Raw genomic sequence first — 14,599 nt, forward strand, 5'->3', positions numbered from 1 at the left:
AATCAGCCCTTGAACACTTCATCCAACAAGTTATGCATCGACTGGAAAGCCCGTGCGGCGGTCTTAGCGTCGTACATCATCTTGCCCGGCACATTGGCATGGGGGTCGGTGAAGGAATGCACCGCGCCGCCGTAGCTGAGCAACTGCCAATCCACACCCGCCGCGTTCATTTCATCTTCGAACGCTGGCAGTTGCTCTTTGGGCACCAACGGGTCCGAGGCGCCATGCAGCACCAGCACTGAACCCTTGATGTTCTTCGCGTCTGCGAGGTTCGGTGTATCCAGAGTGCCATGGAACGACACGGCAGCCTTCAGCGGCGCGCCGGTACGGGCCAGTTCCAGGGAGCAGCAACCGCCAAAGCAGAAGCCGAAGGTGGCCAGTTTGGACGTGTCCACCGCGGCTTCAACCTGGCCTTGCAGTTGCTCGAAGGCGGCTTGCATGCGCTTGTTCAGCAACGGGCGATCATTCTTCAACGGCATCATCGCCGCGCCCGCTTCATCGCCATTTGAAGGACGTACGTTTTGCCCGTAGAGGTCGGCAATCAGCACCACGTAGCCCTTGCCAGCAACGGCCTTCGCAATCTCTTCGGCCCCCGCACTCACGCCCATCCAGTTCGGCGCCATCAGCAGTCCCGGCAACGGGCCCTTGTGGCTGGCATCGAATGCCAGACGGCTTTCATAAGACTGGCCATCAATCTGATAGACCACGGAACGTACAGTGACTTGGCTCATCATTTTCTCCAATTCAGATGGATTGACGATGCTCCCTGTAGGAGCGAGGGGGACGCCTAGTTCTTGCTCGCGAAAAACGTGAGATCACCGCGCTCATTCAGCATTTGCGCGTTATCGTTGACGTTCTTCGCGAGCAAGCTCGCTCCTACAGTAGAGCCAGAACGAAAAAACCCGCCGAAGCGGGTTTTTCTACAACGGTGTTAAACCGACAATTCAACCAACAGCTTGTTCAGTCGACGCACATACGCGGCCGGGTCCTTCAAGCTGTCGCCGGCTGCCAGGGCGGCCTGGTCGAAGAGGATGTGCGACAGGTCGCCAAACCGCTCTTCGCTCTGCTCGCCATCGAGTTTCTCGATCAGCGGGTGAGACGGGTTGAATTCGAAGATGGGCTTGGAATCCGGCACTTTCTGGCCGCTGGCTTCGAGGATCTGGCGCATCTGCATACCCAGGTCCTGCTCGCCGATAGCCAGGATCGCCGGGGAATCGGTCAGGCGGTGGGAAACCCGCACTTCACTCACCGCTTCGCCCAGGGAAGCCTTGATGCGCTCAACCAGGCCCTCTTTGGACTTGGCGACTTCTTCGGCTTCTTTCTTCTCTTCTTCGGAGTCCAGGTTACCCAGGTCCAGGTCACCACGGGCCACGTCGACGAAGGTTTTGCCGTCGAACTCGGTGAGGTAGCTCATCAGCCACTCATCGATACGGTCGGTCAGCAGCAGCACTTCGATGCCTTTCTTGCGGAAGACTTCCAGGTGCGGGCTGTTCTTGACCTGGGCGTAGGTTTCGCCGGTCAGGTAGTAGATCTTGTCCTGACCTTCCTTGGCACGTGCCAGGTAGTCAGCCAGGGACACAACCTGCTCGCCGTCTTCGCCTTGAGTCGAGGCAAAACGCAGCAAACCGGCGATTTTTTCCTTGTTGGCAAAATCTTCCGCCGGGCCTTCTTTCATGACCTGGCCGAAGTTTTTCCAGAAGCTCTTGTATTGCTCAGGCTCGTTCTTCGCCAGCTTTTCCAGCATGTCGAGTACGCGCTTGGTCAGCGCCGACTTCATGGAGTCGATGATCGGGTCTTTCTGCAGGATTTCCCGCGACACGTTCAGCGACAGGTCGTTGGAGTCGACCACACCTTTGATAAAGCGCAGGTACAGCGGCAGGAAGGATTCCGCCTGGTCCATTACGAACACGCGCTGCACGTACAGCTTCAGGCCTTTTGGCGCCTCGCGCTGGTACAGGTCGAACGGAGCACGGGCCGGTACGTAGAGCAGCGAGCTGTATTCGAGCTTGCCTTCAACCTTGTTGTGGCTCCAGCTCAGCGGGTTCTCGTAGTCGTGCCCGATGTGCTTGTAGAACTCCTGGTATTCCTCGTCCTTGATCTCGGTACGCGGACGGGTCCACAGGGCGCTGGCGCGGTTGACGGTTTCCCACTCCACCGCAGAGGCTTCTTCGCCTTCGGCAACGGTCTGTTCCTTGGGCAACTCGATCGGCAACGCGATGTGGTCGGAGTACTTCTTGATGATGTTGCGCAGACGCCAGCCATCGGCGAATTCGTCTTCACCGGCTTTCAGGTGCAGCACGATGCGCGTACCACGGTCAGCCTTGTCGATAGTGGCGATTTCAAATTCGCCCTCGCCCTTGGAAGCCCAGTGCACGCCTTCGCTGGCGTCAAGGCCGGCGCGGCGGCTGAATACTTCAACCTTGTCGGCGACGATGAAGGCCGAATAGAAGCCCACGCCGAATTGGCCGATCAGGTGAGAGTCTTTTTTCTGGTCGCCCGACAGGTTCTTCATGAAATCTGCGGTGCCGGACTTGGCGATGGTCCCCAGGTGGGTGATCGCATCGTCACGGCTCATGCCGATACCGTTGTCTTCGAGGGTGACGGTCTTGGCGTCTTTGTCGTAGCTCACACGGATCTTGAGTTCCGCGCCGCCTTCCAGCAACTCGGGCTTGGACAGGGCTTCGAAACGTAATTTATCGACAGCGTCAGAGGCGTTCGAGATCAATTCGCGAAGGAAAATTTCCTTGTTGGAATACAGCGAATGGATCATGAGGTGCAGCAGTTGCTTCACCTCGGTCTGGAAGCCCAGGGTTTCCTTTTGAGTTTCCACACTCATGGTCATCAAACTCCAATTGGATGGCAGTGGCCGCGCCCTTGAGGGTTGGCGGCGGGTTGTCATCAAAGTTGGGGACTAAGACCAGGATTTCAAGGGCGGACCAATTCCTCAATTTTGAAATGTGCCCGGGCAGTGGCGATCGGTTCGGCCGGCGTGCTCTGCCAAGCGGTAATCGCCACGTTGGCCACGCGCCGGCCCTGGCGCCATACCTGACACTTGGCATAGGTGTCCCGAAACTGGCCGGCGCGCAGGTAATCCAGGGAGAAGTCGATGATTTTCGGCAGGCCCGGAGCGCCAGTGAACACCAGCAGGTGCATGGCGGCTGCCAGCTCCATGAAGCCGGCGATCACCCCGCCATGCAACGCTGGCAATATGGGGTTACCAATATTGTCCTTGCTGGCCGGCAGGCGAAACAGCAACTCATCCCCCAGGCGGGTGCATTCGATGCCGATCAGCCTGGCATAGGGCACCAGCTCGAGCAGCGCATCGTAGTTGCCACGGTCGAGGGCTTGCTCCAGGCGCGTCTTGAACCGATGCCTCATGCCTGTTCTCCCTTGATGACAGTGCCCAAGCCTTGAGTGCCTTTGAGGCGCTTGCCCATGCGCATGAACGTGCCTACCACATGGGCGATAGGTTGTTGCGGGTCATCCTGATAGGCAACGCCACGGGTGAAGATCACGTCGGTGGTGACCCGGTAGCATTGCGCGAAGCCATACACCGGCTTATGGGGTTCGGCGGGATGCATGTAGTCGATACGCAGGTCCAGGGTGGGGCACACCTCGAACTCGGGCAATACGCACAGGGTCGCCATGCCGCAAGCGGTGTCCATCAAGGAGGTCAGCGCGCCGCCGTGGATCACCCCGGTCAGGGGATCACCGACAATATGCGGCCCATAAGGCAGTACGAGGGTCATGCCCTCCTCGCTGGCTTCATGCACCGCCACACCCAGCACCTGGCAATGGCGCAGGGCCGAAACGAAGCGCACGGCACGCTCCAACAAAGGGTTTACGGTCATTGTTTTTAGACTCTTATTAGTGTGAATTCGGCGGATTGGAATGACTGGGTAAAGTTCCTGTACGAAACATGCTATATATCTGTGGGACATAAGGAACTAATGCTGGCCCCTTGGGTTCGAAAGGCCAGTAGATATCTTCAATAAGGAGAAACACCCCATGCGTAAGACATTAGCTATTTCCATGATGCTGGCCGCTGCTCTCGGTCTGGCTGCCTGCGACAAGAAATCCGAAGACAAAGCCCAAGACGCTGCTGCACATGCTGAGCAAGCTCAGCAAGATATGGCTAAAGCACAGGATAAAGTGAACGACGCTGCGAAAGAAAACGCCGAAGCTGCCAAAGCTCAGGCCGAATCGAACGAAGCTGCTGCAAAAGAAGCTGCACCTGCCGCACCTGCAGAACCTGCCAAGCAGTAATCGCAGGGTTTGAAGCTGTATTGCAGCAAAAAGAAAGCCCGCTGACTAAGCGGGCTTTTCTTTGTCTGCGATTTACTGCCAGCGCTACGATGCGCCCTCTTTTACAGCGTCGACTGCTGGCATATCGGTCGGGGTATACACCATCACCTGCAATACATCGGAATGGAACTCGCGGCGGTACAGCACCAGCACCACCCCGCTGCTCATCAACATGAACAACCAGGGGCTGACAAACCAGGCCAGCATGGTCATGCCGAAGTAATACGCACGCAGGCCAAAGTTGAACTGGTTGGCCGCCATCGAAATCACCCGCGCCGCCCGCAAGGCAAATGCATTGCGCTCCTGCTCCGACACATGTCGTTCACCAATCATCGGCGCCGAGCCCACCAGCACCGCCGCGAAGTTGTACTGACGCATGCACCAGCTGAAAGTAAAAAACGCATAGACGAATACCAGGGCCAGGCACAGCAACTTGACCTCCGACATGCCCTGGGACGCCTGCTGCACCATCGGAATGTCTGCCAGCAACGACACCGCCCGCTCCGAAGCACCGAGCACGGTCAGGATACCCGCAAGGATGATCAAGGTACTGGAGGCAAAGAACGAGGCATTACGCTCCAGGTTGCCGATCACGCTGGCATCGGCGATGCGGTTATCGCGCAACAGCATGCGGCGCATCCAGTCTTCACGGTACAGGTGCAACACGCTGGCCAGGCAGGCCGTATCTCGAGCTTTCCAAGTGGCGTAACGGGTATAGCCACCCCAGCACAGGATGAACCACAGGGCGGCAAGCAGGTGGACTTGATTGGTTTCGACGAACGACATGCGGGTCCTTCTAAATGTGAGCCCGGTGAGTTGTGCAACAAATATCAAAACCCCGACCGTACTACCTGTCTTTTATGAGAATTCCTGTTTCCAGATGTACATGAGTTCGGCCTCGGAACCAATAGGACGCCACCAATCACTTAGTTGGCCACAAGGCACGAAGCCTCGATCATTTCTCAGGCGGAAGGAACTGCATATCTATCCTTAGGATGTTAAATGCGCTCAACGTCTCTCTCTGTCAGCCAAACACCTGCGCCGCAAGCGATCCAACTGTCCGTGGACACAGCCTCTGAATCGACAACGCAACACCCACCTTTATCGCATCACCCTCAACCCAAGCCGTTGGGACTGGACACGGATGATCGGATCAAAATCCAGGTAGCCGGCATAAAGCCAGTCGTTGCCAATGATACAGGGCCGAACGCAGTCGCCGCGCAATCCCAATTGATTGAGCAGCATCAGGCGTACAACCAGAAAATTATTGATTTACTCAGTCAGCAGATGACATTCCAACGCTTCACCCAGGCTCAGTTGAAAAAAGCCTTTCCCCAGCTCACATCAATCGACCCGAACATTATCCACGTCAACACCTATCGAAAACAGCCGCCGGCAGAGCCCGTGCTGATTTCTACGCAAATCTTATCGGAGGCATTGCTCGAAAAAGTCGCGCAAGTCCACATAAACGCCGTCACTGGCACGCCCAACACTGAAGAGCACAGTGCCGACATACAAACGGGCTTTTACATTGACGGACCTGCGGGTGCTCCCCAAACCAGGTTGGAGCATCAGGGTTCCCTGCTGACGCTTGCACACGATATCGCAACCCGCTTTTCAGGCGCGCTCAGTAGCTACTGGAAAAGATCACCCGTAGGCTCCCCCAAGCAGCCATCACGATCAGCCCAACTGCTCGCCCTGCATCGGCAAATGCTTTCCACCGAGGCAGCCCTGCGGGTTGAAGACGGAACCCTCAGCGAGGCTGGCAAAAAGCTGATCGACACCGCCTTTCAGTACCCCACCCTTGAAGCACGCGAGTGCGAACTTCCCGCAGGGGATCGGCCTGGGGTGTATCCGATCCGGATAGATGACAACTCCGCCAACGGCGCATTTTTAGCCGGTTGTTTTCTTATCACTCGCAGCGACGGCTCGTCGGCCGAGGCACCTTACACCGCAAGTGACACCCGTAATATCGGGCTGGATGACACCACCGGGCCTGTAGTGCTTTATACCCCCGGGGACGGTTTCGAGGAGTTCGCGAGCCCTGGCAAAGCCCGCGAAGCATTGATGCAGAGAATCGATAATGATGACGAGAAGGCCAACCTGCTACTCAAAAGTCTACCGGTGTCGGTAGAGCACAGTCGAAACCCTCCGTGGGGTGATGATTTAATGCTGGGATTCGCCCCCGTCTGCGGCGACGTAGTGGCACAAACCTTTCCCCAGTTGTTGCAGCGACAGGCTGACGAGGTCAATGAAACCATGCAGGCCGGGTTCGCCCAAGCGCAAGCCGAAGCTGGCTCCTCTCGCACACCGTCGTTGCTCTCTGCCCAAACTGTCGAAACCATCAATGATGCAGCGGATCTTTCACTGCATTTCGATGGCAGTAATGCCCTGCTCGCACGCAATGAGCAACTGCACAACAAACTGCAGCCACAATGGCTTAAAGAACTGACTCCCCAACAAGAAACGAGCTATAGGGAGCTGGAGGAAGCACAGGATACAAGCCTTACGCACTTGCAAGCGCTATTGGCAAACATCCCGGCCCCCAACATTTTCGCCAAACAGTTGCTGGCCCAGGCGTTGAAAGCCAAGCTGCCGGACCGCTACCGGCACGAGGAAATAGACCCTGACCACGTGATGGTTCAGATGACCACACAGCAGTCGAGCAATCGCGGCCTTTTAGGTTCCGCAAACGCACCAAAGCCGAAGATCCACACCCGATCGCTTACCGACCTGACGCTCATGAACACAACGCCATGGCATGAACGCTCGCCGACGAGCACCTGGGCCGCTCGCGTCGTAAGTGCCAATGGAAAATACCTGCTGACCCTGGATAAGCCGTTTCTCGAGGACCTGATCAGCCAAACCGATGTGGGCGGCAAATACCTCAAACTACTGGATGACAAACTCAGCCCCACTGCCACCTCCGACGAAGCCAGGGTGCTGCCCGACGCGTGGAAAAACCATCTGAAGGCAAGGATGGCCAAGGACGCGTTCATCACCAGCCTGGATCCCGACGCCTATCTGAACAGGCAAAAAATCGCCGAACAATGGATCGAAGCGACGCTTGAGCATAGCGACTCCACCACCTGGCCAATCGTGAATGGTGCGTCCATCGTCTCGCATAGAGTGGTCCTGAACGGCAAACCCGTCCAGGGCATGATGGTCATCAAACCGACCAACCACCCCTCGCTGGTGCTGTACAGCCCGGATGCTCCCGACGGACGTCCTTTCAGAGAAATTGTGGACGAGGATCAACTTAACACGCTGCTGAACACGTCCGAGTGGATGTCCTACATGGATCAGCGGGTATCACCTGTTGATCGATACAATATTCACGACACCCTGTTTTTGCCTCAGCTCGGCACGTGGCTCAAGAAATTCGCGGCCGACCATGAAGCGGGCATCCGGCTGAAGCCGTTCAAAGGTAGCATCACTGAAAACCTGTACATGCAGGAGGTGGGGTTACTCAGAGGGAGAGCGTCGGTTGGGATGACAACCAGCGCAGAGATATCGGCCCGATCCACAGCCAACAAATTAATGTTCGCCGCAGACATAGCCCAATTCGTTCTAAGCCTCATCCCGGTCAACGCTGGTATGTCAGCCACCAACAGGCTCTCCAAGGCTGCGCTAAGAACGTTGCGTACACCCGGACAAAGCCTGCCCAAGCTCCTCACCCAACCGGGACGCTGGGGGGCGGTGTACAACGACTTCGCCATGGCTGCGTCGGGTATCCCTTTACTCAAAAGGACCCCGTTGCGCCCAGTGTTCAGAAGCCCTGGGCGCACGCTCCAACAGCGACTGACAATCACGGCAGGTACAAACGGTACGCCAAGCGGTCACGTCGTACCGGTTCCGGGTACGTCGATATCGGCCGGCCGCCCCTCAAGCATCCCGACTCAATTGCCGAACCCGGCCCACCCTGTACAGAACCGTGGGGACCTCGCCGCGCACGCACTGGATAATCAGCTACTGGCAGGAAAACCGCTCAGCGCCACCGGGCCACAACAAGTCGGTGAAAAATGGTTGATCCGTTACACCGATAACTCAGACGTGAGCAGGGTCTATCAAATAAGCCCAGCGTTCAAATTCGAATCAGGATTTGTAAACGTTATAAACCCCGAGACAAAGCGTCGGGTGGCTACGCTTTTGAACAAAGGGAACGGCGAATGGGTGCTAACCGGTTTGCCGGGAGGCGCCAAACTACCTCAAACGCTAGCCCCCCTACCGCAGCCTCATTCTGCCTCCTCGGCGGAAAACCTAGTGCCTGCAAGCAGCTCCACCACCTCCGGCAGTTCGCGAATAGAGCCGCCCATTCGAAAACCACTTGCAGTGCTGGTCAATACCAGGGCTCGTGACCTGAACGCCGAGCTGCATCTGGCCGGAGCGGCATTGAACCCCCGAGCGGCCCGAGCGGAACTGGTTCGCATCACAAAGCCGGATGACCTGAAGGTTGTATTGAAACCCGATACAGTCAGCAAGTTCGTCTTCACTCAAGACAACCAACTGATCATCGGTACTATCGACAAAAGTGCACCGCCAAAATGGTTATCACATCCTGCAATCGCGGAAATCGGTGCTGGCAGTGGCCAATCAGAAAAGGTAGTCAGCGCAGGCTATATAAGGAAAGACGCCTTCGGGAAATTCCACCTTTCCGATGTCTCTGGACACTATCTACCCAAAAAAAGCGATTTAAGGCCCGCCCAGGAATATTTGAGGAACATGGGAGTGGATTCGACAAAGAGCAAGTTCCCGATACCCTGAAACAGGCAACCTGGCTTGGCACTGCGTACAAAAAAAGCCCCGGATCATTTGATCCGGGGCTTTTTAATTGCAGCGTATAAGTCAGAGGTTTTAAGCGATCGCTTCGCTGCGCTTGCCCAGCATACGGTCAATCACCACGGCCACGACCAGCGTCATCACCGACGGCACCAGCCACGCCAAGCCTTGTTCGCTCAACGGCAGGTTTACCAGTTGCGTAGGCATCCAACCCGCCAGGCCCGCACCCTTGAGTGCGTCGATGCAGCCAAAGATGAACGACACCAGCATCACCGGGCCGACAATACGGCCCTGTTCCTGCCAGAACCCTTTGCAGAAGCTCAAGGCCACCAACACGATGCACGGCGGGTAGATCGCGGTCAGCACCGGGATCGAGAAGGCAATGAGTTTGGTCAAGCCCAGGTTGGACACAAACAGCGAGAACAGTGCCAGGATCACCACCAGGGTCTTGTAGGACAGCGGCAGGATCTTACTGAAGTACTCGGCGCAGGCACAGGTCAGGCCCACGGCGGTCACCAGGCATGCCAGGGAAATCAGCACGGCGAGGAAACCACTACCCAGGGAGCCGAACGTGTATTGCACATAGGCGTGCAGTACCGCCGCGCCATTGCTGGCACCCGCGGCCACGGCATGGCTGCCCGAACCCAGACGGAACAGGCTGACGTACACCAGTGCCAGGCCCACGCCGGCAATCAGCCCGGCAATGATCGCGTAACGGGTGATCAGCTTGGGCGACTCGACGCCACGGGAGCGGATAGCGTTGACGATCACAATGCCGAACACCAGGGCGCCCAGGGTATCCATGGTCAGGTAACCATTGATAAAGCCTTGGGAGAACGGCGCGGCAACGTATTCCGGCGTGGCAACCCCCACCTCACCGGCGGGCAAGGCAAACGCAGCGATGCCGAGGATAGCCAGGGCGATGATCTTCAGCGGCGCCAGGAAACGGCCCACGGTGTCCAGCAGTCGCCCTGGATACAGGGAGACAAAGAACACCACCAGGAAATACACCGAGCTGTAGAGGAACAGCGCCAACGGGCTTTCACCGGTCAAGGGCGCCAGGCCCACTTCAAACGATACTGTTGCGGTGCGTGGGGTCGCAAACAGCGGGCCCACTGCCAGGTAGGCCGCTGCCGCCAGCAGGCCACCGGCAATCTTGCCAATCGGGCTGCTCAGCGCGTCCATGCCACCACCGACCTTGGCCAGGGCGATCACGGTGACCACCGGCAAACCGACTGCGGTGATCAGGAAGCCCAGCGCCGCCATCCACACATGCGGCCCGGACTGCAAACCCACGATAGGCGGGAAGATGATGTTGCCGGCGCCCACGAACAGGGCAAAGGTCATAAAGCCCAGCGCCAGGATATCCTGGCTTTTCAACACTTTCATTTGAGGAAATACCACACTACTGAATCGGAATTTAGAGAGGGCTTCCCTATGGATGAGGGAAATGCTGCCGGCCCTTGTGGGGACCGACCGGTCTAGCGCGCAGCTTCCTTTTGGGACGCGGACGCATAAAGAGGCGGCTAGAGTACAGAATCAGGCTGACAAACGCACTGTTGCGGGGCGAACTGTCCGATAAGCGACATTTGAATGTCGCGTTTTCATACTTAATTGGGCAACACAGAACCCTGTGGGAGCTGGCTTGCCTGCGATGGCATCGACTCGGTTTGGCTGATGCACCCAGTTGCCTGTATCGCAGGCAAGCCAGCTCAGACATTGAACCGAGCACATTCGTCAATCTGGCTATATCCAGAATGCACAAAGGCCACCCGAAGGTGGCCTTTGTGTGGTGAAGCGTCAGCTAAGCGCGAGGCTTACTTGACAGCCCAACCGGTCAGCTCGGCCAGGGCCTTGCCGATGTCTGCCAGCGAACGCACGGTTTTAACGCCTGCGTCTTGCAGTGCAGCGAATTTCTCGTCTGCAGTGCCTTTGCCGCCAGAGATGATTGCGCCAGCATGGCCCATGCGCTTGCCCGCAGGGGCAGTCACACCAGCGATGTAGGAAACAACCGGCTTGGTCACGTGTGCCTTGATGTAGGCAGCCGCTTCTTCTTCAGCCGAACCGCCGATCTCACCGATCATCACGATCGCTTCGGTCTTCGGGTCTTCCTGGAACAGCTTCAGGATGTCGATGAAGTTGGAGCCTGGGATCGGGTCACCGCCGATGCCGACGCAAGTCGACTGACCGAAACCGGCGTCAGTGGTCTGCTTTACAGCTTCGTAGGTCAGGGTGCCGGAACGGGAAACGATACCGACTTTACCTGGCAAGTGAATGTGACCTGGCATGATGCCGATCTTGCATTCGCCTGGGGTGATCACGCCTGGGCAGTTAGGGCCGATCAGGACTACACCCAGCTCGTCGCACTTAACTTTAGCGTCCAGCATGTCCAGGGTAGGAATGCCTTCGGTGATGCAGACGATCAGCTTGATGCCGCCGAAGGCCGCTTCCAGGATCGAGTCCTTGCAGAAAGGAGCTGGAACGTAGATCACGCTGGCAGTGGCGCCAGTGGCTTCTACCGCTTCTTTCACGGTGTTGAACACGGGCAGGCCCAGGTGCTCGGTGCCGCCTTTGCCTGGTGTTACGCCGCCAACCATCTGGGTGCCGTATTCGATGGCTTGCTGGGTGTGGAAACTACCTTGCGAACCGGTAATACCCTGGCAGATAACTTTGGTGTCTTTATTGATCAGGACGCTCATTACTTGCCCTCCGCAGCTTTGACAACTTGTTGAGCAGCGTCGGTCAGGCTGGTAGCCGCGATGATGTTCAAACCGCTTTCTGCCAGTACTTTAGCGCCCAGTTCAGCGTTGTTACCTTCAAGGCGAACAACAACCGGGATTTTAACGCCGACTTCTTTCACTGCACCGATGATGCCTTCGGCAATCATGTCGCAACGAACGATGCCGCCGAAGATGTTGACCAGTACTGCGGCGACATTGGAGTCGGACAGGATGATCTTGAACGCTTCGGTAACGCGTTCCTTGGTAGCGCCACCACCTACGTCGAGGAAGTTGGCTGGCTTGCCGCCATGCAGGTTGACGATGTCCATGGTACCCATGGCCAGGCCGGCACCGTTGACCATGCAGCCGATGTTACCTTCCAGGGCTACGTAGTTCAGTTCGAACTTGGCAGCGTGCGCTTCGCGCGGATCGTCTTGCGACGGATCGTGGAAAGTCTTCAGCTTAGGCTGACGGTACATGGCGTTGGCGTCGATGTTGATCTTGGCATCGAGGCAGTGCAGATCGCCGTCAGCCTTGATCACCAGCGGGTTCACTTCCAGCAGGGCCAGATCGTGATCCTGGAACAGTTTGGCCAGGCCTACGAAGATCTTGGCGAACTGGGCAACTTGCTTGCCTTCCAGGCCCAGCTGGAAAGCCAGCTCGCGACCCTGGAATGGCTGAGCGCCAACCAGTGGATCGATAGTGGCCTTCAGAATTTTTTCTGGGGTTTCGTGAGCGATTTTCTCGATGTCCACGCCACCTTCGGTGGAAGCCATGAACACGATGCGACGGCTCGAACGGTCAACGACAGCGCCCAGGTACAGCTCTTTAGCGATATCAGTGCACGATTCAACCAGGATCTTGGTGACTGGTTGGCCATTGGCATCAGTCTGGTAAGTCACCAGACGCTTGCCCAGCCACTGCTGTGCGAAGGCCTTGGCGTCTTCTTTGCTGCGAACCAGCTTGACGCCGCCCGCTTTACCGCGACCACCGGCGTGGACCTGGGCTTTGACAACCCACTCGCTGCCGCCAATTTTGTCGCAAGCTTCTGCTGCTGCTTCCGGGGTGTCTACTGCGTAGCCCTTGGAAACTGGCAGGCCGTATTCAGCGAACAGCTGCTTACCCTGATACTCGTGAAGATTCATGCTTTTTACCGTCTTCGTTAGGTACTGCGCATTCGGCGCTGCGCTCATTATGAGTGCCGCGCCACCTGTGACTGCTGCTTGCGCAACTTGCGGGGCTTATGGCCCGTAAAGCTGCGCAAGGCTGCGTCCAGCGGATATTCCGCGGTGAGTCTTGCGCGCAAGGCTCACGACGGGCAACTCCGCCGTGGTTTCTTATTATCTCGCTTAGCGCTTCTTGCGGTTGGCGATGTGGATGGCGCCGCCATTCACTGCCAACGCTGCTTCGTGCAACGCTTCGGACAGGGTCGGATGGGAGAAGACCATCATGCCCAAGTCCTCGGCACTGGTGCCGAATTCCATGCCGATCGCGCCTTGCTGAACCAGTTCTGCAGCGCTTGGGCCAATCACGTGGACGCCCAAAACGCGGTCAGTCTTGGCATCAGCGATGACTTTGACAAAACCACCGGTGTCGTTGGCTGCCATGGCACGGCCAGAAGCGGCAAACGGGAAGGTGCCGACGTTAACTTCAACGCCTTCAGCTTTCAACTGCTGTTCGTTCTTGCCGACCCATGCAATTTCCGGGTGGGTGTAGATAACCGATGGGATCAGGTCGTAGTTCATCTGGGTCTTGTGACCCTTGATGCGCTCAACAACCATGATGCCCTCTTCGGAAGCCTTGTGGGCCAGCATCATGCCACGAACCACGTCGCCAATGGCATAGACGCCAGGCACAGTGGTAGCGCAATGATCGTCAACGTGGATGAAACCACGCTCGTCGATGTTCACGCCGCTGTCGGAAGCCAACAGGTCATTGGTCACTGGGCGGCGACCAACGGCAACGATCAGCTTGTCGAAGGTGATGGTCTGCTCGCCGTCTTTATCGGTGTAGGTCACCACGACTTCTTCGCCGTTGACCTTGGAACCGGTAACACGGGCGCCAAGCTTGATGTCCAGACCTTGTTTGGTCAGGGTTTTCAGCGCTTCCTTGGAGACTGCAGTGTCAGCCGCCAGCAGGAACGTGTCCAGGGCTTCCAGCACGGTGACTTCAGCGCCAAGGCGCGACCATACCGAGCCCAGCTCCAGACCGATGACGCCAGCGCCGATCACGCCCAGGCGCTTAGGCACAGCCTGGAATTCCAGGGCGCCGGTCGAATCAACGATCACGTTGTTATCAACAGGAGCAGGCGGAATGTCGATTGGACGCGAACCTGGCGCCAGGATCACGTTTTCGGCTTCGATGACTTCAACCGAACCGTCTGGCTTGGTGACTTCAACTTTCTTGCCGGCCAGCAGCTTGCCGTGGCCTTGAATCGAAGTAACGCCGTTGGCCTTGAACAAGGTCGCAACGCCGGAAGTCAGGCCTTTGACGATGTTGGCTTTACGGCCGACCATTGCTGGTACGTCCATGGTCACGCCAGCATGGTTGATGCCGTGGATCGCGAAGCCGTCTTGGGCTTCGTGGAATTTCCAGGAGCTGTCCAGCAGCGCCTTGGACGGAATGCAACCCACGTTCAGGCAGGTACCGCCCAGCGCCAGTTTGCCTTCCTTGTCGGTGTATTTTTCGATGCAAGCAGTGGAGAGGCCCAGTTGCGCAGCCTTGATGGCGGCAACATAGCCGCCAGGGCCTGCACCAATCACTACAACGTCAAATTTCTGTGTCATGAAAATAGA

The 14,599-nt window shown here is 57.3% G+C and carries 11 protein-coding genes; 2 read left to right on the forward strand and 9 right to left on the reverse strand.

What is annotated here, in order from left to right; translation table 11 throughout:
* Positions 1-2: 2 nt before the first annotated feature.
* From OC445_RS17300 to OC445_RS17315, 4 genes are all read right to left on the reverse strand, one after another.
* Positions 3-731: a dienelactone hydrolase family protein gene (locus tag OC445_RS17300; RefSeq protein WP_262020228.1), complete on the reverse strand. Its 729-nt coding sequence runs from the start codon at positions 729-731 to the stop codon at positions 3-5.
* 200 nt (positions 732-931) lie between these two features.
* A complete protein-coding gene (gene htpG / locus OC445_RS17305) occupies positions 932-2,836 on the reverse strand; it encodes a molecular chaperone HtpG (RefSeq protein ID WP_262020229.1) in 1,905 nt (634 codons plus the stop codon).
* Between the two features lie 89 nt (positions 2,837-2,925).
* The gene (locus tag OC445_RS17310) at positions 2,926-3,378 is read right to left on the reverse strand and encodes a PaaI family thioesterase (protein WP_057976708.1); all 453 of its coding nucleotides are present in this window, start codon (positions 3,376-3,378) and stop codon (positions 2,926-2,928) included.
* On the reverse strand, positions 3,375-3,851 hold the full coding sequence (locus OC445_RS17315; protein ID WP_014717736.1) for a PaaI family thioesterase: 477 nt from the start codon (positions 3,849-3,851) through the stop codon (positions 3,375-3,377). The genes OC445_RS17310 and OC445_RS17315 overlap by 4 nt, the downstream gene beginning before the upstream one ends.
* A gap of 157 nt (positions 3,852-4,008) precedes the next feature.
* Between OC445_RS17315 and OC445_RS17320 the strand changes: the two genes are divergently transcribed.
* Entirely contained in the window at positions 4,009-4,266 is a 258-nt protein-coding gene (locus tag OC445_RS17320) for a hypothetical protein (RefSeq protein WP_034127196.1), read from the forward strand.
* An 84-nt stretch (positions 4,267-4,350) separates the two neighbouring features.
* Here the strand turns inward: OC445_RS17320 and OC445_RS17325 are convergent, their stop codons facing one another.
* The gene (locus tag OC445_RS17325) at positions 4,351-5,091 is read right to left on the reverse strand and encodes a DUF599 domain-containing protein (protein WP_034127195.1); all 741 of its coding nucleotides are present in this window, start codon (positions 5,089-5,091) and stop codon (positions 4,351-4,353) included.
* A 216-nt stretch (positions 5,092-5,307) separates the two neighbouring features.
* Between OC445_RS17325 and OC445_RS17330 the strand changes: the two genes are divergently transcribed.
* Positions 5,308-9,069 carry a dermonecrotic toxin domain-containing protein gene (locus OC445_RS17330; RefSeq protein ID WP_262020230.1) on the forward strand — a complete coding sequence of 1,254 codons (3,762 nt, stop codon included), beginning with the start codon at positions 5,308-5,310 and terminating at the stop codon, positions 9,067-9,069.
* Positions 9,070-9,159: 90 nt separating this feature from the next.
* Here OC445_RS17330 and brnQ read toward each other — a convergent pair whose 3' ends face one another.
* From brnQ to lpdA, 4 genes are all read right to left on the reverse strand, one after another.
* Positions 9,160-10,473, reverse strand: coding sequence for a branched-chain amino acid transport system II carrier protein (brnQ, locus tag OC445_RS17335; protein WP_003190014.1), 1,314 nt, complete (start codon positions 10,471-10,473; stop codon positions 9,160-9,162).
* Between the two features lie 428 nt (positions 10,474-10,901).
* Positions 10,902-11,783, reverse strand: a complete 882-nt coding sequence (sucD, locus tag OC445_RS17340) for a succinate--CoA ligase subunit alpha (protein WP_003190013.1) — start codon at positions 11,781-11,783, stop codon at positions 10,902-10,904.
* Complete coding sequence (sucC, locus tag OC445_RS17345; protein WP_003190011.1) at positions 11,783-12,949, reverse strand: ADP-forming succinate--CoA ligase subunit beta; 1,167 nt, start codon at positions 12,947-12,949, stop codon at positions 11,783-11,785. Before sucC ends, sucD begins: the two co-directional genes overlap by 1 nt.
* 204 nt (positions 12,950-13,153) lie before the next feature.
* The gene (gene lpdA, locus OC445_RS17350) at positions 13,154-14,590 is read right to left on the reverse strand and encodes a dihydrolipoyl dehydrogenase (RefSeq protein WP_003190010.1); all 1,437 of its coding nucleotides are present in this window, start codon (positions 14,588-14,590) and stop codon (positions 13,154-13,156) included.
* Between the last annotated feature and the right edge of the window lie 9 nt (positions 14,591-14,599).

This window comes from Pseudomonas sp. Pse35, assembly GCF_024519715.1.
GTDB classification, from domain to species: Bacteria; Pseudomonadota; Gammaproteobacteria; order Pseudomonadales; family Pseudomonadaceae; genus Aquipseudomonas; species Aquipseudomonas paracarnis.